Source organism: Aquimarina agarilytica ZC1 (genome assembly GCF_000255455.1).
GTDB classification, from domain to species: domain Bacteria; phylum Bacteroidota; class Bacteroidia; order Flavobacteriales; family Flavobacteriaceae; genus Aquimarina; species Aquimarina agarilytica.
In genome coordinates this window covers 145,919-168,373 of sequence record NZ_JH621246.1, presented here as the reverse complement: position 1 = coordinate 168,373, position 22,455 = coordinate 145,919, and the positions used below count along the sequence as shown (strand labels likewise).

The 22,455-nt window shown below is 35.1% G+C and carries 18 protein-coding genes and 3 tRNA genes; 17 read left to right on the top strand and 4 right to left on the bottom strand.

What is annotated here, in order from left to right; all coding sequences use genetic code 11:
• Positions 1-381: 381 nt before the first annotated feature.
• A complete protein-coding gene (locus KQA_RS0200730; RefSeq protein WP_010177249.1) occupies positions 382-903 on the bottom strand; it encodes a hypothetical protein in 522 nt (173 codons plus the stop codon).
• A 134-nt stretch (positions 904-1,037) separates the two neighbouring features.
• Here KQA_RS0200730 and KQA_RS0200720 point away from each other — a divergent pair, with 134 nt between their 5' ends.
• From KQA_RS0200720 to KQA_RS0200675, 10 genes are all read left to right on the top strand, one after another.
• Positions 1,038-3,794, top strand: coding sequence for a 2-oxoglutarate dehydrogenase E1 component (locus tag KQA_RS0200720; protein WP_010177248.1), 2,757 nt, complete (start codon positions 1,038-1,040; stop codon positions 3,792-3,794).
• Positions 3,795-3,842: 48 nt separating this feature from the next.
• Complete coding sequence (gene odhB / locus KQA_RS0200715) at positions 3,843-5,069, top strand: 2-oxoglutarate dehydrogenase complex dihydrolipoyllysine-residue succinyltransferase (RefSeq protein ID WP_010177247.1); 1,227 nt, start codon at positions 3,843-3,845, stop codon at positions 5,067-5,069.
• 228 nt (positions 5,070-5,297) lie between these two features.
• A complete protein-coding gene (locus KQA_RS0200710; protein ID WP_010177246.1) occupies positions 5,298-5,981 on the top strand; it encodes a MotA/TolQ/ExbB proton channel family protein in 684 nt (227 codons plus the stop codon).
• Between the two features lie 14 nt (positions 5,982-5,995).
• Positions 5,996-6,388, top strand: coding sequence for an ExbD/TolR family protein (locus KQA_RS0200705; RefSeq protein ID WP_010177245.1), 393 nt, complete (start codon positions 5,996-5,998; stop codon positions 6,386-6,388).
• Between the two features lie 176 nt (positions 6,389-6,564).
• Positions 6,565-7,452 (top strand): hypothetical protein, encoded by an 888-nt coding sequence (locus KQA_RS0200700; RefSeq protein ID WP_010177244.1) that lies wholly within the window; start codon positions 6,565-6,567, stop codon positions 7,450-7,452.
• Positions 7,452-8,669: a bifunctional folylpolyglutamate synthase/dihydrofolate synthase gene (locus KQA_RS0200695; RefSeq protein ID WP_010177243.1), complete on the top strand. Its 1,218-nt coding sequence runs from the start codon at positions 7,452-7,454 to the stop codon at positions 8,667-8,669. The genes KQA_RS0200700 and KQA_RS0200695 overlap by 1 nt, the downstream gene beginning before the upstream one ends.
• Before the next feature lie 89 nt (positions 8,670-8,758).
• A tRNA-Val gene (locus tag KQA_RS0200690) sits at positions 8,759-8,833 on the top strand.
• 30 nt (positions 8,834-8,863) lie between these two features.
• Positions 8,864-8,938, top strand: a tRNA-Val gene (locus KQA_RS0200685).
• Positions 8,939-9,113: 175 nt separating this feature from the next.
• Positions 9,114-10,202 (top strand): HYR domain-containing protein, encoded by a 1,089-nt coding sequence (locus KQA_RS0200680; protein ID WP_010177242.1) that lies wholly within the window; start codon positions 9,114-9,116, stop codon positions 10,200-10,202.
• 213 nt (positions 10,203-10,415) lie between these two features.
• Positions 10,416-11,864 (top strand): membrane dipeptidase, encoded by a 1,449-nt coding sequence (locus KQA_RS0200675; protein WP_010177241.1) that lies wholly within the window; start codon positions 10,416-10,418, stop codon positions 11,862-11,864.
• Positions 11,865-11,932: 68 nt separating this feature from the next.
• On the opposite strand, the gene KQA_RS0200670 is transcribed toward KQA_RS0200675, so the two are convergent.
• A tRNA-Phe gene (locus KQA_RS0200670) sits at positions 11,933-12,005 on the bottom strand.
• A 110-nt stretch (positions 12,006-12,115) separates the two neighbouring features.
• Between KQA_RS0200670 and KQA_RS0200665 the strand changes: the two genes are divergently transcribed.
• The 7 genes from KQA_RS0200665 (at position 12,116) to KQA_RS0200635 (ending at position 19,795) form a co-directional block, all read left to right on the top strand.
• Positions 12,116-12,847, top strand: a complete 732-nt coding sequence (locus KQA_RS0200665; protein ID WP_029209392.1) for a type III pantothenate kinase — start codon at positions 12,116-12,118, stop codon at positions 12,845-12,847.
• The gene (locus KQA_RS0200660) at positions 12,844-14,085 is read left to right on the top strand and encodes a porin family protein (RefSeq protein ID WP_010177239.1); all 1,242 of its coding nucleotides are present in this window, start codon (positions 12,844-12,846) and stop codon (positions 14,083-14,085) included. The genes KQA_RS0200665 and KQA_RS0200660 overlap by 4 nt, the downstream gene beginning before the upstream one ends.
• A gap of 14 nt (positions 14,086-14,099) precedes the next feature.
• On the top strand, positions 14,100-15,473 hold the full coding sequence (locus KQA_RS0200655) for a tetratricopeptide repeat protein (RefSeq protein ID WP_010177238.1): 1,374 nt from the start codon (positions 14,100-14,102) through the stop codon (positions 15,471-15,473).
• Between the two features lie 11 nt (positions 15,474-15,484).
• Positions 15,485-16,048: an LPS export ABC transporter periplasmic protein LptC gene (gene lptC / locus KQA_RS0200650; protein ID WP_010177237.1), complete on the top strand. Its 564-nt coding sequence runs from the start codon at positions 15,485-15,487 to the stop codon at positions 16,046-16,048.
• Positions 16,049-16,122: 74 nt separating this feature from the next.
• Positions 16,123-16,311, top strand: a complete 189-nt coding sequence (locus KQA_RS0200645) for a hypothetical protein (RefSeq protein WP_010177236.1) — start codon at positions 16,123-16,125, stop codon at positions 16,309-16,311.
• Positions 16,312-16,317: 6 nt separating this feature from the next.
• The gene (locus KQA_RS0200640; protein WP_010177235.1) at positions 16,318-17,583 is read left to right on the top strand and encodes a hemolysin family protein; all 1,266 of its coding nucleotides are present in this window, start codon (positions 16,318-16,320) and stop codon (positions 17,581-17,583) included.
• Positions 17,584-17,683: 100 nt separating this feature from the next.
• A complete protein-coding gene (locus tag KQA_RS0200635) occupies positions 17,684-19,795 on the top strand; it encodes a peptidylprolyl isomerase (RefSeq protein WP_010177234.1) in 2,112 nt (703 codons plus the stop codon).
• Positions 19,796-19,888: 93 nt separating this feature from the next.
• Here KQA_RS0200635 and galE read toward each other — a convergent pair whose 3' ends face one another.
• On the bottom strand, positions 19,889-20,911 hold the full coding sequence (galE, locus tag KQA_RS0200630; protein WP_010177233.1) for a UDP-glucose 4-epimerase GalE: 1,023 nt from the start codon (positions 20,909-20,911) through the stop codon (positions 19,889-19,891).
• Positions 20,912-20,920: 9 nt separating this feature from the next.
• Positions 20,921-21,958, bottom strand: a complete 1,038-nt coding sequence (locus KQA_RS0200625) for an aldose epimerase family protein (protein ID WP_010177232.1) — start codon at positions 21,956-21,958, stop codon at positions 20,921-20,923.
• Positions 21,959-22,455: the final 497 nt, after the last annotated feature.

The window sequence follows — 22,455 nt, the reverse complement described above, 5'->3', positions numbered from 1 at the left end:
TCAATTGCTCGGGCTTTTAGTAGCGTGTCCCACGCTTCAACACGTATATTAGGTCAATTTGCAACACAGATTAACACATCATAATTTTCCGTATTATCGGGAGTAACTGGAAAACCAAGATCATAAACAAACATTGGGTGTAATATAAAAACAACTGTTTTAGCTCTTTTTTTTTGTAATAAGCATCGATAATTAAACTGATAGATTCCTAATTTAAAAGTGAATTTATCTGTATGAAAAATTGTTCCTTGATTTTACGGATTCGTAAATCGCAATTATTTATCTTTTAGCATCTGCTTATTTGTGAACTCATATGTTTTAAAATATGTGAAGGCAAGGGCAATAAGAGAATATAGAATTTATTTTTATCTAACATCTAACCTAAAAATAAACCCTTGCAAAAGGAGAAATGGCCGAGGCGTAAATGCTTCTGTTTTCTTTGTAAAGCACATCATATCGAGCACCTATAGCAACATTTCCCAAGCGGTATCCGGCGCCTAAATAAAGCGCAGGGAAATTGAAGTTGTTTTTTATTTTTTCACCAGCTATAGTAGCAGAGGAATTTACAAAAGTTTGTTCTAGTTCGGCAGATAATTGTAGTGCTGTAATAGGATTGTAAAGACTAATTAGTGAGGCTCCATAATTGTATTGATTTACATCGTTACGTTTAAAGCGGGTATAACCAAAATTTATTCCAGCTCCAGCGGAAAATTTCGGATTAAATTGGTATACAGCCGAAGGAGAGACAATAACGCTGGTTACATTATTCGAAAAATCAAGCCCTAAACTACCTCCATAACGAACATTATCCCAAAAATTAGTTTGCTGAGTGTTTTCTTGTGAATAAGTGGAGAAAATTCCTATAAGAAAGAGTGAGATTCCGAAAAGCTTTTTTGAATTCATAATTTTATGCGCATATAATTGTTAAAAAAAAGAAAAATGCCGTATATAAATATAGATAAAACTAACGTTAATCTCCTAGTAAATTGTAATTTTGGTTCTTGTTTTAAAATAAAAAGAGCTGTTAAAGCCATACAATGGATAATTATTCTTTTTTAAATGGGGCGTCAGCTGCGTATTTCGCAGATATGTATGATCAATACTTACATAGTCCTGATAGTGTAGAGCCTAGTTGGAGAGCCTTTTTTCAAGGTTTTGACTTTGGTTTAGAAAATGCAGAAGTTGTTTCCGAAGAAACTTCATCGACTAATGCTTTGGTTCCTGAAAATGTTCAAAAAGAGTTTAGAGTAGTCAACTTAATTGATGGATACAGAACTCGTGGGCACTTGTTTACTAGAACAAATCCTGTTCGTGCGCGTCGAAAATATGAGCCTACGCTTGATTTGCTATCTTTTGGATTAAGTGATGCGGATTTATCAACTGTTTTTAGTGCAGGTGAAATTATTGGTTTGGGACCAGCAAGCTTGCGTGATATTGTAAATCATTTGGATCGTATTTATTGCGATTCAATTGGGGTAGAATACATGTATATCCGTTCTCCAAAAGAGCGTGAATGGATTCAAGCACGGTTGAATAAGAACGGAAATCATCCAGAATTTTCTAGTGACGAGAAAAAAACAATTCTTAAAAAGTTAAACGAAGCAGTTTCTTTTGAGAATTTTTTACATACCAAATATGTAGGACAAAAACGTTTTTCGCTTGAAGGTGGAGAGGCGTTAATCCCAGCATTAGATCATTTGCTTGAAAGTGCCTCGGATTTGGGGGTTAAAGAATTTGTTATGGGAATGGCCCATCGTGGTCGTTTAAGTACATTGACAAATATTTTCGGAAAAAGTGCTAAGGATATTTTTAGTGAATTTGACGGGAAAGATTATGCTGATGATATTTTTGATGGTGATGTAAAGTATCACATGGGATGGACAGGAGTGCGTAAAAGTAAAAGTGGTCAAGCCATTAATATGAATATTGCGCCTAATCCTTCGCATTTGGAAACTGTAGGAGCGGTAGTTGAAGGTATTGCAAGAGCAAAGCAGGATCGTAGCTACGCAGATAATGCATCGGCAGTATTGCCAATTATTGTACATGGTGATGCGGCAATAGCAGGTCAAGGTATTGTTTATGAAATTGTGCAAATGGCACGTTTGGATGGTTATAAAACTGCGGGTACCATACATATAGTAGTAAATAATCAAATTGGATTTACGACCAATTATTTAGACGCGCGTTCGTCAACTTATTGTACGGATGTGGCTAAAGTGACCTTGTCGCCAGTATTACATGTAAATGCCGATGATGCCGAAGCTGTAGTACATGCCATGAATTTTGCATTGGCTTACCGAATGGAATTTAAACGCGATGTGTTTATTGATTTGTTGGGGTATCGTAAATATGGGCATAATGAAGGTGATGAACCACGTTTTACACAGCCAAAATTGTATAAAGCAATTGCAAAGCATAAAAATCCTAGGGATATTTATGCAGATAAATTGTTAGCGCAAGGTATTATTGATGATGGATTTGTTTCTCAAATAGAAAAAGAATACAAAAATAAACTTGAAGAGAAATTAGAAGATTCTCGTAAAGAAGATAAAACGATTATCACTCCATTTATGGAGAGTGATTGGGAAGGTTTTACTCGTGTCGAAGAAGATCGCATGATGGAAACCATTGATACCACATTTCCTGAAGCTGAACTAGATGAAATAGCAAAAGTAATTACTAAATTACCTAGCGATAAAAAGTTTTTGCGTAAAATTGAGCGTTTAATTCAGGCGCGTGAAAAAATGTATTTCGAAACCGATCAAATGGATTGGGCAATGGGTGAATTATTAGCCTATGGTTCTTTACTAAAAGAAGGGTATGATGTACGTTTAAGTGGGCAAGATGTAGAGCGTGGAACATTTTCACACCGACATGCTGTTGTTAAGGTAGAAGATAGTGAAGAAGAGATTGAGTTATTGAATAATCTTAATGGAGATCAAGGTGATTTCTATGTGTATAATTCATTTCTTTCGGAATATGGAGTAGTTGGTTTTGATTATGGATATGCTATGGCAAGTCCAAAAACACTAACTATTTGGGAGGCACAGTTTGGAGATTTCAGTAATGGAGCTCAAATTATGATTGACCAATACATTTCTGCTGCAGAGGATAAGTGGAAAATGCAAAATGGTTTGGTAATGTTATTGCCACATGGTTATGAAGGTCAGGGTGCAGAGCATTCATCAGCACGTATGGAGCGTTACTTGCAATTGTGTGCAAAAGATAATATGTTCGTTGCCGATGTAACTACGCCAGCAAACTTGTTTCATTTATTACGTAGGCAATTAAAAGCAGAATATCGTAAGCCTTTAATTGTATTTACGCCTAAAAGTTTATTGCGTAATCCTAAGGTGGTTTCTTCTAAAAAGGAATTTGCAGCGGGGAACTTCCAAGAGTTAATTGATGACACTGCTGTAGAAGCTAAAAAGACAAAAACTTTAGTGTTTTGTACTGGGAAGTTCTATTATGATTTAGTGGAAGAGCGTGAAAAGTTAAATAGAGATGATGTAGCTTTAGTGCGTATCGAACAATTATTTCCATTACCAGCTAATGCTATGGATGCAGTTATTGAAAAGTATGGAGCAGATGATGTGGTTTGGGCACAAGAAGAACCAAGGAATATGGGGGCTATGGCACATATGTTAATGAATTATGATAAAGCAACAACATTCCGTTTTGCTACACGTAGGCCATATGGGGCGCCAGCAGCAGGTAGTTCAACACGTTCAAAGCGTCGTCATCAACAAGTGATTGATTATGTTTTTGATCAAACAAAAAATAATCAACGTTAATAATTAAGTAAAATTTAGAATCCTTTACAGGTAAAATATATAGATATTATGGCTTTAGAAATGAAAGTTCCTTCACCAGGAGAATCGATTACCGAAGTTGAAATTGCGGAATGGCTAGTCCAAGACGGAGATTATGTAGAAAAAGATCAAGCTATTGCAGAGGTTGATAGTGATAAAGCAACATTAGAACTTCCTGCGGAAGCAAGTGGAATAATTACACTAAAAGCCGAAGAAGGTGACGCAGTAGCAGTTGGACAAGTAGTTTGTTTAATTGATACAGATGCAGCTAAGCCAGCAGGTGGAGCTTCGGCACCAAAAACGGAAGAGAAAAAAGAAGAGAAAAAAGAAGAAAAAGCAGCGCCTGCACCAGCAGCTCCTGTGGCTAAAGAAACATATGCAAGCGGTACAGCTTCGCCAGCAGCTAAAAAGGTGTTGGCAGAAAAAGGGATTGATGCGGCAAGCGTAAAAGGGACTGGTCGTGATGGTCGTGTAACTAAGGATGATGCTGTAAAAGCGATACCATCAATGGGTACACCTACTTCTGGTGGAAGTAGAGGAACATCTCGAAAAAAATTATCAATGTTGCGTCGTAAAGTAGCGCAGCGTTTGGTTCAGGTTAAAAATGAAACAGCTATGTTAACCACGTTTAACGAGGTGAACATGCAACCGATTTTTGATTTAAGAGCAAAGCATAAAGAGTCATTTAAAGCGAAGCATGGAGTAAACTTAGGTTTCATGTCTTTCTTTACCTTGGCATGTGTACGTGCATTAAAAATGTATCCAGCGGTTAATGCTATGATCGATGGTGATTTTATGATCGAAAATGATTTTCAGGATATTAGTATTGCAGTTTCTGGACCAAAAGGATTAATGGTACCTGTAATTAGAAATGCCGAGAACTTATCTTTCAGAGGAGTGGAATCTGAAGTAAAGCGTTTGGCATTACGCGCCAGAGATGGTCAAATTACGGTTGATGAAATGACAGGAGGAACATTTACCATTACTAATGGAGGAGTGTTCGGATCAATGTTGTCTACGCCAATTATAAATCCTCCACAATCGGCTATTTTAGGAATGCATAACATTGTTGAGCGTCCAATGGCAGTGAATGGGCAGGTGGTAATTCAGCCTATAATGTATGTGGCATTATCTTATGATCACCGAATTATTGATGGTAAGGAATCAGTAGGTTTCTTAGTGGCTGTTAAAGAAGCTTTAGAAAATCCAGAAGAATTACTAATGGATAATAATTTATTAAAAGCATTAGAATTGTAAAATTTCTTACAATAAAAATAGTATTAAAACCTCTTAATGTATTCGCATTAAGAGGTTTTGTTTTGTGTAGGATAGTCTATCTAGTAATATGTTGTTATTTAGTTGATAGGTATGCATTCTTTTGTAAGTAAAATTGTAATTTAAAAAAACAAAATGCGTTATATTTAAGTCTTAATAAATGTGATGTCCCGAGGTGGATGCTAATTAAATTAAAATTTAAACTTAATTATGTTGAATAGTTTGTTGCAAGAAGTTGCTAGTGACGAGGTTTCTCAGGAAAAAACACTTTCGATAATCGATTTATTAATCAGTGGAGGAATAGCTGGTATGATCGTAATAGGAATATTATTTGTGCTCCTTTTTGTTGCGGTATATATTTATTTTGAACGCTTATTTGCTATTAAAGCAGCATCAAAATACGATGAAGGTTTTATGGGGAATATAAAAGCATATGTGAGTTCGGGGAAAACAGATGAGGCAAAATCATTATGTAGAGAAACAGCGACTCCAGTATCTCGATTGACCGAAAAAGGGATTTCGCGTATAGGGAGTCCGTTGGAGGATATAAATACGGCTATAGAAAATGCTGGAAGATTAGAAGTGTACAAGCTAGAAAAAAATGTGAGTATATTAGCTACAGTAGCTGGAGCGGCTCCAATGATTGGTTTTTTGGGAACAGTGATTGGTATGGTGTTGGCTTTTCATCAATTGGCCACAAGTAGTGGGCAAGCGGATATGGGGAATTTGGCCGAAGGTATTTATACCGCTATGACTACCACGGTTGCTGGTTTAATTGTAGGGATTATTGCTTACATAGGTTATAATCATTTGGTGGTAAAAACGGATAAAGTAGTGCATCAAATGGAAGCTACAGCTGTTGATTTCTTGGATTTATTAAATGAACCTGTTTAATAGCAATCTTACTTATGAATTTACGAGGAAGAAATAAAGTAAGTCCCGAATTTAGTATGTCGTCCATGACAGACATTGTATTTCTGTTATTGGTTTTTTTCTTGTTGACTTCGCCGGCAATTACACCCGAAGCTTTGGATCTGATTTTGCCAAAAGCAAAAGGAAAGACTACCAATGTTCAAAACCTTTCAGTGAGCATTACTAAAAAGAAACAATTCTATGTAAATAGTAAACGTGTTAGTGAAAAAGGCTTGGAAAATACCGTGGTTAATCAATTAAAAACAGTGGAAAATCCAACAATTATTTTACGAGCCGAAGAAGGAGTTCCTATCGAAAAAGCAGTTAAAGTAATGGATATTGCCAATCGACATAAATATAAAATTGTATTAGCGGTCAAACCAGAATAAATAAGATTCAATTGTTTTTATATAAGCAAGCAAGGTGTTTGTCTTTTTTGAATAAGTAAAAATAATAGTGACTGCTTAATATGAAAAAATAAACATATTAGCCAAAAGCCAAAAGCCAAAAGCCAAAAGCCAAAAGTCAAAAGTCAAAAGTCAAAACCAATAACCATTAGATACTAATGCTAGATACGCCACATAAAAAGAAATCCTTACTCATTACCATACTTTTGCATATGGTATTGCTGTTGATTATGTTCTTTTTTGGAATGACCTATTTAGATCCAGCCGAGGAACAGGGGATAGCAGTAAATTTTGGAACTACTGATATAGGGAGTGGTCGAGTTCAACCTACCGAACCTGTAAAAACAGCTCCAGTTGAAGAGGTGGTCCCGGAGGAGGTTGAAGAGGAAGTGTCGGAAGAAGATGCGTCTGAAGCAACACCGGATAGTGAAGAAGTGGTTACGCAAGAAGATGCAGAGGCACCTGTAATAAAAGAAGAGAAAAAAGAAAAGAAGGCCGAGATAGAAAAGGAGGTTCCTAAAAAGGAAACAAAAACTAAAGAAGTTAAGAAAGAGAAGGAGCAGCCTGTAAAAAAAGAAAAGCCTAAACCGGTCGAGAAAAAACCAGATGCCAGTACAAAAAGTGCTTTGGATAGTTTTTTAAACGGCCCCAAAAATGATGGAAAAGCCAAAGGAGGAGAAGGAGATGATGCTACTGGAGGAGATAAAGGTAGGCCGGATGGTGATCCTAATGCAAAGTCTTATTATGGTAATGGTAAGGGTTTAGATGGTGATGGTAATTACCGCTTAGGCGGAAGAAAAGCCTTGAATAAAGAGAAAAAAATACCTGTTTGTAATGAAACGGGAACAGTAGTGGTTAAAATTGTAGTGGATAAAACAGGGAAAGTGATCCAAGCGTACCCAGGTATAAAAGGAACAACCAATACGGCTCCTTGTTTAATGAAGCCTGCGAAAGAGGCTGCTATGGCTACGCGTTTTAATAGTGACGAAAAAGCACCCTCCAAGCAAACAGGGAGTATAGTGTATACCTTTAAACTTTCCGAATAATGACCTATCAAGAAGCAATTGATTGGCTTTTTGTGCAACTTCCAATGTATCAAAGACAGGGGAAGACTGCTTATAAAGCGGATTTGTCTAATACAATTAAGTTGGCAAATCATTTGAATAATCCAGAACGTAAATTTAAATCTATCCATGTGGGTGGAACCAATGGGAAGGGCTCTACAAGTCATATGTTGGCTTCTATATTACAAGAAGCTGGCTTTAAGGTAGGTTTGTATACTTCGCCACATTTAAAAGATTTCAGAGAGCGAATAAAGATTAATGGTCAAATGATTGGCGAAGAAAGTGTGGTTGATTTTGTAAAAAAGAATCATTCTTTTTTTAAGGAAAACCAATTGTCTTTTTTTGAAATGACGGTTGGTATGGCTTTTGAGCATTTTGCTAGAGAAAAAGTGGATATTGCTATTGTTGAAGTGGGTCTAGGTGGGCGATTAGATTCAACCAATATACTTACGCCTGAAGTTTCGGTGATTACCAATATAGGGTTGGATCATACTCAATTTTTAGGAGATACCTTGGAATTGATTGCAGCAGAAAAAGCAGGGATTATAAAGTCGGGGATTCCATGTGTGTTAGGAGCTACGAGTAAAGAGACAAAAAAAGTTTTTAATGAGGTGGCTCAAAAACAGAGAGCTGCTATTTATTTTGCGGAATTAGAGCAAGCATGTTCTTACAAAACAGACTTGTTGGGGAATTATCAAAAAGAGAACACCAAAACAGCGTTAAAGGTGGTAGAAGTGCTTAAAAATAATGCATGGGATATAAGTGAACTTGCTGTTGAGAAAGGGTTTTTATCAGTGGTAAAAAATACAGGTTTGCAAGGGAGGTGGCAAATTTTGAATACAAGTCCGTTTACTGTTTGTGATACGGCGCATAATTATGAAGGACTACGAGTGGTAGTTGATCAAATAAACAAGCAACCTAAAACAAATTTACACATCGTTTTTGGTGTGGTGAAAGATAAAAATTTAGAACGTATTTTGCCATTGCTTCCTAAAAATGCCAATTATTATTTTACGAAGCCAGATAATCCTAGAGGCTTTTCAGAAAAAGAATTAAAAGAAATAGCCTTTAAGTATGATTTAAAAGGAGGGAGTTATGCCTCTGTAAAAGAGTCTTTTGAGATGGCTAAAAAAGCGGCGATTTCAACAGATATGATTTATGTAGGAGGAAGTACGTTTGTGGTTGCTGAAATTCTTTAGTTTTTTTATTGAAAAAAGAGTTTGAAATTCATAAAAGAGTTATATATTTGCACCCGCCTAGGATTTTATTCTAGGAGTAACTAAAGAAAGGGCAATTAGCTCAGTTGGTTCAGAGCACCTCGTTTACACCGAGGGGGTCGGGGGTTCGAATCCCTCATTGCCCACAACTTTCTTTATTGCAAATAATACAATTAGGGCAATTAGCTCAGTTGGTTCAGAGCACCTCGTTTACACCGAGGGGGTCGGGGGTTCGAATCCCTCATTGCCCACTTATTTTTAAAGCTATCTTTTTTAAGGTGGCTTTTTTAAGGTGGCTTTTTTTGTGCCCTTTTTTCACTGAAAACTGGGGGTGTATCTTCACTGAAAGTAGGGATTTTTTTTGGTTTTCTCCCGTGTATCTTGCTGGTTATTAAATTCTAATATTTTAATCAAAAATTATTTATTATGGAAAAACAAACCATGTTTAATTTGTTATTTGCAAAAAATTACAAACTCTTTTTTATTATTACGTTTTCGGTATTATTTGTGGCTTGTAATACAGAGGAAGAGGAGTTAATTCCTGAAAAAGAAGATCAGGAAGCTGTATTGGAAGAATTTTTGGGAACTCAGTCTATTAGCTCTTCAAAGATTTCTAAAGATTTTGGAGGGATATGGCTTGCGGGAGGTGGAAGATTAATTTTTACTCATAGAAAAGGAGAAGATGTTATAACTAACAGAGACTCCTGTGTTTATAATATACTTGGTGAGAATGATGAATTCATTTATATTGTAACGGCAGATCCTGGGTCAAGTTGTTCTTTTGAAATATATGCTTTGCCGAATATACATGCAAAAGGGACGTCAGCTTTGGTTCTAGAAGCAGGAAAAGGCTTTGTGCCATGGTTAGAAATGACATATGTTAATTTTGAATGTGTTAATAACGATAATACGGCTCCAGTTATTAAATGTGGGATAACAGGAACGCGTACTGTAGATGAAAAAACACAACTAAAAGATTATCGAAGTTCTTTTGAGGCTACTGATGATTGTTCTAGAACTGTAAAGTTAACACAATCCCCAGCGCCTGGAACTTTGGTTAGGGCGGGTCACCAAATAGTGACTATAACAGCAAGTGATTATGGAGCTAATAAATCAAGTTGTAGATTTACGGTTACAGGAAAAGTTAAAGCGGTAGTGGCGCCAGTTCCGCCTTGTAAAGTAGCGCCAAATATTTCAACAGGACGTTCGGATGTGTTTGGTTGGGCGCTTTTGCATCCAATAAAAACTGATGCCGTAGGGGATGAGTATGAGTGGACCGTTTCAGGTAATGGTCATGTGGGGTATATTGATGGTGGATTTATTTTGAGAAATAGATTGATAACAAAAGAAGGTAAAGTAGATGTGTTTATGGGTACTGGTGATGGAAAAGGTTATGATTCGAAAACTCCTGTGTCCTCTTCTAGGAAAGGAATTTCTATAACATTAAGAGTTAGGCGTGGAAGTTGTTGGTCAGAGCCTACAAAGATAGAGCGCAGTTGTCCAACTTGCCGTTAAAAAAAATAGTAGTTTTAAAAACACTCTATAGTGAATTGTGCTTCATTATAGAGTGTTTTTGTTTTGTTATATACTGTGAATTAAGTGGTTAATTATTGTTATATTGTAGTAAGTAAATGCCTGTAAAATAATATAGTTTTTTGCGAAAACTTCATTGTCCTCATTTCTAATCATGAATTGTGCTAAATTTTTTTAACTATATAATTTAGAATAATGAGAGATAGAACTAATAATTACGTTGATTTTCATTGTCATGCTGCAATGAAGCCTTTTGGGAAAAGTTTTAATTATAAGAAAATTGGAATTAATCATGGTCGAAGACATAGATCGAGTAGTATTTGGAAGTATAATCCTCCTTCCGTTTTTGATAAGTTGGTTAATTATGTGATTAATTTAACCAAGTTTTCGCAATCAAATTTCACTAGTCTTGCCCGGGGAGGTGTGGGGGTGGCATGTGTGTCCTTGTATCCAATTGAAAAATGGTTTTTTGTAAATAAGCTTAAAAGTGAATTTTTAAAAGATATAGCAGCTAATTTTGCTACAGGTGTAGGTAAAAAACGTGTAGATCATATTCAGGGACTTCAAGATTATTTTAAGGATCTTGAAATGGAGTATGATTTTTATAAGCAATTGAATGGGAAAGTGGTTAAGTTGCCCGAAGGGAAGTTTAGGTATCAATTAGTAAGGAATTATAAGGAGATAGAGGAACTAAATGCTTCGGATGATGAGCAGGTGACTACAATAGGTGTGCTCATGTCTATAGAGGGGTTGCATGTTTTGAATTCGAATATTAGCAAACCACCAACGGAAGTGCAATTTTTAGGGAATCTTCAGAAAATTAAATCCTGGGATACGCCTCCATTTTTTGTGTCGGTAGCACATCATTTTTGGAATTATTTATGTGGCCATGCAGAGAGCTTTACTAAGTTGGTGAAAAGTAAGGTGGATCAATCAGATGGTATGAATTTGGGGTTTACTGATTTGGGAAGAAAAGTGGTTAGTGAATTGTTGAGTGATAAAAATGGAAAACGAATTCTGGTTGATGTAAAACATATGAGCGTAGCATCTCGAAAGGAATATTATCATATGTTGGAAACTAATCCGGAGTATAAGGATGTTCCAATAATAGTAAGTCATGGAGCGGCAAATGGTTTGTTGGCTATGGATAATCAAGTTTCGGGAGGTTCAAAAGTGGCGGATACTTTAAAAGCGGTAGATGTTAATTTTTTTAATGATGAAATTATAAAAGTTGCTAAAAGTAAAGGGATTTTTGGATTTCAGTTAGATGAGCGTAGGGTGGCTAGTGATAAAACACTTAAAAATGTAAAGCATTCTGTAAAACGTTCCAAAATTATGCATTATCGTTCAGAGTTGATGTGGAGGCAAATACAACATGTGGCAGAGGTTTTAGATAATGAAGGCTTGTTTATTTGGGATTGCTTGGTTTTGGGAACTGATTTTGATGGGATTATTGATCCTTTAAATTCTTTTTGGACTGCGGAAGAATTGCCTTTTTTAGCGGATTTTTTAGAACGTCATGCTTATAATTATCTTAAAGAAAATAAATTTAAGATGCCTTCAAATAATATTGATGCGAATGAGGTGGTTGAAAGAATAATGTCTACTAACGGGTTGCGGTTTCTTGAGCGCCATTATAACTAATATTTCGGGACTTTGGTTGTAGGGGTGTAAAACAAAAAACCTCACTATAAATAGTGAGGTTTTAAAGGTGGTGCCTCCAGGAATCGAACCAGGGACACAAGGATTTTCAGTCCTTTGCTCTACCAACTGAGCTAAGGCACCCAATTTCGCTTATGTTACTAAGCGGGTGCAAATATAGAACCTTTTTTGGGTTATGCAACAACTTTCGTAAAAAAACTTTCATATTTTTGGAAAATAAAACAAAATTAGGGATGAATTTAGTTATTGATGCAGGGAATTCTTTGGTGAAACTAGCTGTTTTTGAGGGGGGTATTGTAAGAAGTAAACAACAGGTAGAATATGCTGGATTTTTTGAAGTTTTTTTAGAAATTAAATCTCATTATCCAAAAATTACTAAAATTATTCTTTCGTCGGTTTCTGCTCTGGACAAAAGTGCTATTGAAAAAGTACTAAACAATGAGCAATTACTGGTTTTGGATTGCAATACACAAATGCCGTTTGTAAATTTATATAGCACGCCGAAAACTTTAGGTGTGGATCGTTTGGCGTTGGTGGCGGGAGCAAGTAAATTGTATTCCAATAAAAATTGTTTAATTATAGATGCTGGAACTTGTGTAACCTATGATTTTTTAGATGAAAAAGGGGCGTACAAAGGTGGGGGGATAAGTCCAGGCTTGCAATTGCGTTACAAAAGTTTGAATGATCATACCGCTAATTTACCTAAGTTGGAAGCTATAGCGTATGATGGTTTGATTGGAGATAGTACAGAAAATGCAATTCATGCAGGAGTTTTTAATGGTTTTGTTAGTGAAATAAACGGTATAATTGAGCAATTTAGCAACACCTTTGGTTCGTTAGTCGTTATTTTGACGGGTGGAGACGCTAATTTCTTGTCTAAACGATTAAAAAGTAGCATATTTGTCGACCCAAATTTTTTGTTTAAAGGGTTAAATTTTATACTCGATTTCAATACCAGTAAATGATAAAAAAAATAATAATAAGTGTGTTGCTTTTGGTGGCAGGTATGGCATATGCACAGGAATCTTCATCGTCACCGTATTCAATCCATGGATTGGGTTTGCAAAATTTTAGAGGATCTATTGCAAATAAGAGTATGGGTGGTTTGTCCTTGTATTCAAATCCATTTACTCCAAATATTCAAAATCCAGCACTTTATGGAGATTTAAAAACGACTGCATTAGGTGTGGGAGGGACTTACAGTTCAACGAGATTTAAAGAGCAAGGGGGTGAAAGTACCGGAAAAGCGACAACATTGGATTATTTAACGATAAGTATACCAGCAGGTAAGTTTGGATTTGGTTTTGGGTTATTGCCTTATCGATCCGTAGGTTTTTCTTTTAAAGGTGTTAATAATGCAGGTTTTGAGGAAAGTAATACTGGATCAGGAAATGTAAATAGAGTGTATTTTGGAGCTGGAGCAAAACTGTACAAAGGTTTAAAGTTAGGAGCTGAATTTCAGTATAATTTCGGGCGTTTAGAAAATGTGGTAACTCAATTTCCGGATACGCAGAATGATACAAGAGTGACAACGCAAACAGATGTGGGAGGTTTTAGTTATACTTTTTCGGGTGTATATGATTTAGATCTTGATGAAGAAACTTTGGTTAGGGCGTCTGTAGTGTATAGTAAATCAGGAACTATTAAATCGGAAAATATACAACAAATTTCTGCTGTAGCCACTACAACAACTGGTGTTGTAATAGCGTCAGAAAATGAAATTTTAGATATTGCAGACAGATCGTTTAGCTTGCCAAGTAGGTTGACGCTTGGTGCGGGTGTTATAAAAAAGAGTAAATGGTTTGTTGGAGGAGAGGCGTATTTGGAAAATAATAATGATTATCAAGATCGAGTTCAGAATAGAGATCGAGTTAATTATGCAAAGGCATATGGGGTTAAAGTTGGAGGGTTTATCATTCCAAAATATAATTCATTAACAAGTTATTTTAAACGAATGACTTACCGGGTTGGAATGCGTTATGAAAGAATAGGCTTAGTGTTACAAGGAGAGGATGTTAACGAGTTTGGCACATCTTTTGGTGTTTCATTGCCAGTATCCCAAGGATACTCCTCTTTGGATTTAGGTGTAGAGCTTGGTTCTAGAGGAACAACAACTGCAGGATTAGTAAAAGAAAACTTTATCAATTTTTCAGTAGGTTTATCATTAAGTGATAAATGGTTTAGGAAAAGAAAATTTAATTAATACAACAATTAACTATGAAATCATTACTTAAAATAGCTATTGGTACTTTTTTAGTAACGACTTATTCTTTAAGCGCTCAGGTGTCAGACGAGTGTAAAAAAAATGCCTCTTTGGGGATAGAGAGTGCTAAGGTAAAAAACTATGCAGAAGCAGCTCCTTATTTAGACAAAGTACGTAAGGATTGTCCAACATATAGTTTGGCAACGTTTCAGTATAGCGAAAAAATACTTCGCGATAAGCTTAAAAAAGCTCCAGAAGGTGGTAAAGCAGCGGTGGTTAATGAATTAGTTGCGTTGTTCAAAGAGCGTAAGCAGCACTTTGCATCTAAAACACAAGAGGGTGATATGATTTCTGATATTGCTTTGTTGAAGTACGAAAATAAAATGGGTACAAAGGAGGAGCAATTTGAAATGTTTAAAGATGCTTACACTAAGGATAAGGAGAACTTTAAGGGACCTAAGAAAATTTACACTTATTTTTCTTTATTATTAAGTTTACAGTCTGAGGGGAAAAAGGAAATAGGTGAGGTTTTTTCTACTTATGATGATTTAACAGATAAAATTGAAGTTGAAGAAAGTAAGATGGCTGCTAAAATTGCAAAATATACTGCAAAGGAAGAATCTGGAGTTGATTTGTTGAGTAAAGAGAAAAAAGCTTTAGCTAAGGCAGAAAAGAACTTAAAAGTATATAGTCAAGTAAAAGCATCTGTTGACAAAAAATTAGGTAAGTTGGCCGATTGTCCTTATTTAATTCCACTATTTACACAGGAGTTTGAGGCTAAAAAAGGAGATGTCAAGTGGGTAAAGCAATCTGCTAGACGTATGTATAAAAAAGAATGTACGACAGATCCATTATTTTTAAAATTGGTGGAGCAACAGCATAAGCTAGAGCCTTCGGCAGTAACTGCTAAGTATTTAGGTAAGTTAGCAGAGCAAAGAGGTGATGTGGCCGCTGCACGTAAATATTATGAAGAAGCTATTGAGCGTGAGGATAACCCAAGTAGAAAAGCAGAAGCTTATGTAGAAATTGCTTTGGCCGAAAAGAAAAAGGGGAGTTATGGAAAAGCACGAACGTATTTTAGAAAGGCATTGGAATATAAGCCTTCATTAGGAGGGGCGTATTTGCAAATTGCTAGTATGATTGGTAAAAGTGCAAATAATTGTGGTACGGATGAGTTTAGTAAGCGTGCGGTATATTGGTTAGCTGCTAATTATGCTAATAAAGCAGCAAGGGTGGATCCTTCTGTGGCTTCAAGAGCTAAAAAAACGGTAGCAAGTTATATGGCTAGTGCACCTTCTAAATCTGATGTGTTTACAAAAGGAATGCAAGGAAAAACAATTAAAATTGGATGTTGGATAGGAGAGTCGGTTAAAGTGCCAAATTTATAATTTGTAGCTAAATGGCTATTAAAACAACATATAGAAATTTTTTAAAAAACATTGCTGTAGGGATGCTTACAGCAATGTTTTTTTATTGTTGTACTCCAAAAGGAGGGAATACTAATACAGTGAATTTTGCCGAAGTGGCTCAGGGAGTAGGAAAAGAAGTTGTGGTCAAATATACAGATTCCGGAAGGTTAGTAGCTGTAATGAAAACGCCTGTTTTTAAAGATTATACACATGTTGATTTTCCTTATCGGGAATTTCCTAAAGGGGTAGAGTTAATTATATTTGATAAAAACGGAGGAGAGTCAAATGTAAAGGCAGATTATGGGATACAATATGAGAAAACGAATTTGGTAGATTTGTCTGGGAATGTCAAAATAATTACCGCAGATAGTATTCGGGTAAATGCGCCTCAATTGTATTGGGATCAAAAATTGCATTGGTTGTATACGGATAATGATTACAATGCAGTACTTAAGAATGGCGCTAAAAATAAGGGAGCTGGTTTTGATGTAAATGAAGACTTTACGAACTTTAAGTCGCGCATAAATGTAGGTACTCAAATATTGAATGACTAATCTTCTACGGTCATTTTTTGTATCTTGCTATTCGAAGTGGTTTATGTTGCTTCAGTATTTTAATTAAAAATTTTATGAAAGCACTTCAGGCTTTTTTTCAATACGCTTATTTATTTGTAGGTGTGTTTTTTGGATATACCGTGTTTAAAGAATATCAAGCAACGGGTAATATTAATTGGGCATTTATATTGTTAATGGTCGCAGCTATAGGGATGTTCTTTTTTAAACGTCATTTTCGTAAAAAGTTTCAGAATAGAAAATAACAACTTATGTGGTTTCAAGTTGGGGTTATTTTATTGTGTTTGTTGTTGTCAGCTTTTTTTTCAGGAATGGAAATAGCTTATGTTTCGGCGAATAAAATTCATCTTGAAATTGAGAAAAAACAACAGACATTTACTTCTAAAATTTTAGGAAAGCTTACCGAAAAACCATCGCAATTTATTGCTTCCATGTTGGTAGGGAATAATATTGTGTTGGTGATCTATGGTATTTTAATGGGAGAATTTTTGGTGAGTTGGATAGCAGGAAATTTTCCAGACATAACTTCAGGTATTAGTCTTTTTTTACAAGTATTATTGTCTACGTTGGTTATTTTATTTACTGCAGAATTTCTTCCAAAAGTTTTTTTTCAAATTTATGCCAATAAATTAGTTAAAATTATGGCTTTTCCAGCCTATGTTTTTTATTGGTTGTTTACGCCAATATCTTGGGGGGTTATGGGAGTTTCCAATGTAGTGCTCAAGTATTTTTTTAAAACAGATGGGGATCAGGAGTCATTAACATTTTCAAAAACTGAGTTAGGAGATTATATAAACCAACAGGTGGGTACAATTACTGATGAAGAGGAATTGGATTCTGAAATTCAAATTTTTCAGAATGCATTGGAGTTTTCTGGCGTAAGAGTGAGAGAAGTGATGGTGCCAAGAACGGAAATGGTTTCGGTGGACAGGAGGCAATCCATTTCTGAGGTGGCTAAGCTTATTCAAGTTACAGGTTTGTCTAAAATATTAGTTTACAATAATACGATTGATGATATTATTGGTTATGTACACGCTTTTGAATTGTTTAAAAGCCCTAAAAGTTTATCCGTAGTCATACGGCCTGTATTTTTTGTGCCCGAAACCATGTATATCAAGGATGTGTTAAATAGTTTAACTAAAAAACGTAAAAGTCTTGCTGTGGTAGTGGATGAGTATGGAGGTACTAGTGGTTTGGTAACAGTGGAGGATATTATTGAGGAATTATTTGGTGAAATTGAAGATGAGCATGATTCTGTAATGCTAATTGAGGAACAAATTTCGGAAGATGAATTTCTTTTTTCGGCGCGTATTGAGGTTGATCATATTAATGAAGTGTATAATTTGAATATTCCTGAGTCTGAAAGCTATGAGACCTTAGGAGGGTTTATTGTAAACTTTACCGAAGAAATTCCAAAGGCTAATGAAGTAATTGTAATAGAACACTTTCAAATTACAATTAAAGAAACCTTGGAGAATAAAATAATCCTAACAGCGCTTAAGGTGATGTCAAGCTAAAGTCTACGAAAACGCTTGAATTTTTAAATGCTTTCTGTTTTATTTTAAGTAATAAAATCTTATTTTCGCCCCTTATCGAATAAAATAAAGTACCAAAAGGATGGCAGTATTAAATAAAATTAGGCAACGATCATTTTTTCTAATAATGATTATAGCTCTGGCTCTTTTCGCATTTATCATTGGAGATTTGGTTAGAAGCGGAGGATTTGGAGGTCAAAAGGCTCAAAAAACTATAGGAGAGATAAATGGAGAGGAAATTAAAACGTCTGAATTTCAGGCTTTGGTCGATAACCAGCGTCGAAGTGGATCAGACATGCAAGCTGTACGTAATGTTTGGAATCAAAAAGTGAATGGGTTATTAACCGGTCAGCGAGCTAATGATGCAGGAATTATTGTTGATAGAGAGCACTTAAACGAAGAATTAGCGAGACGTTATGCAAATGATCCATCACTAAAGGATGATGATGGAAATTTTAGTTTAGAAAAATTACAAGAGTTGATTTTAGAAATGAAAGAAACTGATAGAGTTCGATATAACAATTGGACTAACAATGAAGGAGAAATAGCTAAAGATGTTGCAGGGAATGTTTACTTGAATATGGTTAAGGCTGGATTAGGAGCTACTATTAATGAGGGGGAGTTAGCCTATAAAATGGAGAATGATAAAATTAATATTAGTTATGTTCAATTGCCTTACACTTCAGTTGATGATAAAGAGGTAGAGGTTTCTAAAAGTGAAATATTAGCTTATATTAATGCGCATAAAACAGAATACAAAAGGGATGCGTATGCAGATATTGAATATGTGAAAATTGATGAAGTAGCTACTTTAGAAGATGAAAAAGCGATTTCTACAGAATTAGCAAAGTTGGTAAATGATTCCGATGAATTTAATAATGTAACTAAGCAAACTGAAAAAGTTTTAGGTTTTATTAATACTAAAAATGTTGAAGAATTTGTAAATGAAAATTCAGCAATTAAGTATGTGGATAAATATGAGTTTAAGAGTAAGTTAAATACAGATGTGGCTACAAATTTATTTGATGCAGAATTGGGTAAGGTGTATGGGCCATATAAAGATGGAGCTTACATAAAACTTTCAAAATTAATTGCTGAAACTAAAATACCAGATTCGGTAAAGGCAAGTCATATATTAGTTGCTTATAAAGGTTTGCAGTTTGCGGGACCTGATGTTACAAGAACTAAAGAGGAAGCAAAAAAGTTAGCGGATAGTGTGTTGACAGTAGTTTCTAAAAAGAGTTCTAAGTTTGAGGAGTTAGCGGCTAGCTTATCTGCAGATCGATCAAATAAAGATAAAGGTGGTGATTTAGGTTATTTTACACCAGGACGTATGGTGCCGGCATTTAATGATTATGTTTTTGAAAACAAGACTGGAGATGTGGGTGTGGTTGAAACTCAATTTGGTTTTCATGTGATTAAAATCGAAGATCAAAAGAATATTCAAAAGGCAGTTAAAATTGCAACTATTGCGCAAAAAATTGAGCCAAGCGAAAAAACAATTAATGAAATTTATGCGAAGTCAACAAAGTTTGTAATTGATGCGCGTGAAAAAGGTTTTGAAGCAGCGGCAAAAGAAGAAAATTTAACAACTAAACCTGTTACTAAAATGGGTGAGCTTGATGAAAATATCCCAGGAATAGGTAAACAGCGTCAGATAGTTCGTTGGGCTTTTGATAAAGAAACTAAAAAAGGAGCTATAAAAAGTTTTGATTTACCAAGTGGTTATGTGATCGCAAAATTAACGGCAGTCGAAAAAGCAGGTTTAATGAATGTTGAAGAGGCTTCGGCAAAAGTTTCTCCTATTTTAAAGAATGAGAAGAAAGCTAAAATTTTAAAAGCTAAAATTAGTGGTGCTAGTTTAGAGGAAATTGCTAAAGCAACTAATACTACGGTAAAATCGGCATCTGCTATTACTATGAAGAATTCGACAATAAGTGGTGCGGGTATTGAAAAGAAAGTAGTAGGAACGGCATTTGCGTTGGATGTGAATGCAGTATCAAAACCAGTTGAAGGAAATAAAGGAGTCTACGTGGTTAAGGTGACTTCAAAAACTCCAGGTCAAGGTTTGGCTTCGTATCAAGGTTTGGCTAATAAAAAAGCAGAAGATGAAGCTCGTAAGGCGCAAGGAGCTTTGTTAAGTGCATTAAAAGAAAAAGCTGAAATAGAAGATAAAAGAGCGGTGCTTTATTAGAAAGTATCAGTTTCAGTTGCCAATACTCATAAAAAAAACCTGTAGAACATTACGTTTTACAGGTTTTTTTGTTCCGAGAATATTGTTAACTTCTTACTTCTTACTTCTTACTTTTTGCTCCCATTCCCAAGCTGATTTCATAGCTTCGTCTAAGCTTAATTCTGCTTTCCAGCCAAGTTCATTATTGGCAAGGTTGGTGTCAGCAAATGCAGCTGTAATATCACCTTCTCTGCGGTCAACAATGGCGTAATTAAGAGGTTTTCCTGAGACTTTTTCAAAAGACTTTATTACTTCTAGAACAGAGCTACCTGTACCGGTACCTAGGTTGAATACTTCGTAATTTTCTTTGTTTTTGTTTTTTAATAATCGTGTTAAGGCAATTACGTGTGCTTTGGCAAGGTCAACCACATGGATATAATCACGTATGCAGGTACCGTCCGGTGTGTTGTAGTCATCTCCAAAAACAGAAAGCTTGTCGCGCAAGCCCATTGCAGTTTGTGTAATAAAAGGGACTAAATTTTGAGGTACGCCCAAAGGTAGTTCGCCTATTTCTGTTGATTTATGAGCACCAATAGGGTTAAAGTAGCGTAACGCAATAGCTTTTAATTGAGGTGATACTTTGCAAGTGTCTCTAATAATTTCTTCACCTATTTGTTTGGTATTTCCGTATGGAGATTCAGCTGTTTTAACAGGTGCGCTTTCTGTAATGGGTAGTTCGTCGGCTTGTCCATATACGGTGCATGAGGAACTAAATATAAAGCTAGCATCGGTTTTTTCTTGTAGCTCTTGTAATAGGTAAACAAGTGTTCCAATGTTGTTTTCGTAATAAGTAAGTGGTATTTGAACACTTTCGCCAACAGCTTTTGATGCGGCAAAATGAATAACGCCAGTAACATCCGAGTGTTTTTTGAAAAAATCACTTACTTTTTGACGGTTACGTAAATCCATTTTTTCAAAAATGGGCTTTTTTCCAGTAATGTTTTCAATACCCACAAGAACTTCTTCAGATGAGTTTGAGCAATTGTCAATAATAACAACTTCATATCCTTCATTCTGAAGCTCTACAACGGTATGAGAACCAATAAAACCTAATCCTCCTGTTACTAATATTTTCATATTACCTATTTATTTAGTGCTAAATTTATAAATTAATTTTTGTGTATATGTTTGTTGTGGTCTTAAAATAGTGGAATCAAAGTGCTTGTGTTTTGTGGCGTCAGGGAAATGTTGTCCTTCAAAACAAAAGCCATGAAATCCATTATATATAATGTTGTTTTTGCCTTTTACTTGGTTAAGGTAGGCGGCAGTGTAAAATTGTAAGCCTGGCTGGGAACTATAAACTTCTAATTGTCTTTTACTGTTAGGGTCTATAGCTGTGCCTGCTAAGCTGACTTCATTGTTGTTGTTTTTCTTTATGATGTAATTATGATCATATCCCATAATAAGGTTATCGGGATCTTTTGCAATATTTTCGTTAATTTTTGTTGCTGTATTGAAATGTAATGCAGTGTCTTTCGTGGTTTTTATTTCTCCAGTAGGAAGATTTTCAGTATTATTAACAGTATACTGGTCAGCATTAATTTTTATAAGATGATCTTTAATATCAGAGATTCCACCATCTTTTAAATTGAAATAATCATGACGAGTTAAGTTGACCACTGTGGTTTTTGAGGTAGTTGCCGTATAACTCATCTCTAAAGTGTTCTTGTTAGTTAATTCGAAGCTAACGGTAACTTTAAGTTCTCCAGGGTAACCTTCCTCTAAATCTTTACTGGTGTATGTGGCGATCAGTACGTCCTTGTCTTCAAAATTTATTATTTCGCAGTTCCAATTTTTAGTGTCAAAACCATGGTGTCCTCCATGTAGTTGTTTGTTGTTTTCGTTTTGAGAAAGTTGAATTTCTTTTTGATTTATAAGGATACTTCCATTGGATAATCTGTTAGCGTTCCTGCCAATAATTTTACCAATGTAATATGGGTCAGTCTCATATTCGCTAATAGTGTCAAAGCCTAGGGCTATATCTTGATTGTCGGGATATATAATTTTTTGAATGCTAAGTCCGTAGCTTAATAAATGAATAGAATATCCATTATTGTTACTAAAAATAAACTTTTGAACATTGCTTCCAGATTGAGTAGTTCCAAAGTCTTCTTGAGTAATCATTTTTTTAATATGGATTAAAATTATTAATTGCCAAAGGTACGTTATTTAGCTTATTTTTTTAACTATGATAAGCTAATTTGAAGCTAAAAATTTAAGATAAATTGTCGTTTGCTTGTGTTTTTTTGTAGAATTTGTTAGTGTTGTTTTTTTATTATGGGGTAAAAAAAATCCAGGCAGTAATCACTCTGCCTGGAATAACAACTAATCAAAAAACTAAACTTCTAAAAGGTGTATAAGTTGCTCAGGCCTATACACAAAGTTTAATTATGAAATTACGCTCGAAAGCGTGTAACAAAAATACATAAAATCAATCTGATGTGTTGCAATAGAAAGGAAGAGTGGGGTATTATTGTTTAAAATTTAATTTTATAACATTAATTATGATTAATATTCTTATTTTTTTTAAAAAAATTAAGAATTGTGTAATATTAAAATGTTTAACTTAAGATTATGATTTTATGTTTCTAATGCTTCGTTATAAATATTGGGTCTTTTTT

Bases quoted from the DNA above. Each gene is read 5' to 3' on its own strand.
- KQA_RS0200710 (WP_010177246.1), top strand. From the start codon at position 5,298: ATGTTGAATAGTTTGTTGCAAGAAGTTGCTAGTGACGAGGTTTCTCAG.
- KQA_RS0200700 (WP_010177244.1), top strand. From the start codon at position 6,565: ATGCTAGATACGCCACATAAAAAGAAATCCTTACTCATTACCATACTT.
- KQA_RS0200720 (WP_010177248.1), top strand. From the start codon at position 1,038: ATGGATAATTATTCTTTTTTAAATGGGGCGTCAGCTGCGTATTTCGCA.
- KQA_RS0200695 (WP_010177243.1), top strand. From the start codon at position 7,452: ATGACCTATCAAGAAGCAATTGATTGGCTTTTTGTGCAACTTCCAATG.
- KQA_RS0200645 (WP_010177236.1), top strand. From the start codon at position 16,123: ATGAAAGCACTTCAGGCTTTTTTTCAATACGCTTATTTATTTGTAGGT.
- KQA_RS0200660 (WP_010177239.1), top strand. From the start codon at position 12,844: ATGATAAAAAAAATAATAATAAGTGTGTTGCTTTTGGTGGCAGGTATG.
- KQA_RS0200730 (WP_010177249.1), bottom strand. From the start codon at position 903: ATGAATTCAAAAAAGCTTTTCGGAATCTCACTCTTTCTTATAGGAATT.
- KQA_RS0200675 (WP_010177241.1), top strand. From the start codon at position 10,416: ATGAGAGATAGAACTAATAATTACGTTGATTTTCATTGTCATGCTGCA.
- KQA_RS0200625 (WP_010177232.1), bottom strand. From the start codon at position 21,958: ATGATTACTCAAGAAGACTTTGGAACTACTCAATCTGGAAGCAATGTT.
- KQA_RS0200680 (WP_010177242.1), top strand. From the start codon at position 9,114: ATGGAAAAACAAACCATGTTTAATTTGTTATTTGCAAAAAATTACAAA.
- KQA_RS0200635 (WP_010177234.1), top strand. From the start codon at position 17,684: ATGGCAGTATTAAATAAAATTAGGCAACGATCATTTTTTCTAATAATG.
- KQA_RS0200705 (WP_010177245.1), top strand. From the start codon at position 5,996: ATGAATTTACGAGGAAGAAATAAAGTAAGTCCCGAATTTAGTATGTCG.
- KQA_RS0200655 (WP_010177238.1), top strand. From the start codon at position 14,100: ATGAAATCATTACTTAAAATAGCTATTGGTACTTTTTTAGTAACGACT.
- lptC (WP_010177237.1), top strand. From the start codon at position 15,485: ATGGCTATTAAAACAACATATAGAAATTTTTTAAAAAACATTGCTGTA.
- galE (WP_010177233.1), bottom strand. From the start codon at position 20,911: ATGAAAATATTAGTAACAGGAGGATTAGGTTTTATTGGTTCTCATACC.
- odhB (WP_010177247.1), top strand. From the start codon at position 3,843: ATGGCTTTAGAAATGAAAGTTCCTTCACCAGGAGAATCGATTACCGAA.
- KQA_RS0200640 (WP_010177235.1), top strand. From the start codon at position 16,318: ATGTGGTTTCAAGTTGGGGTTATTTTATTGTGTTTGTTGTTGTCAGCT.
- KQA_RS0200665 (WP_029209392.1), top strand. From the start codon at position 12,116: ATGAATTTAGTTATTGATGCAGGGAATTCTTTGGTGAAACTAGCTGTT.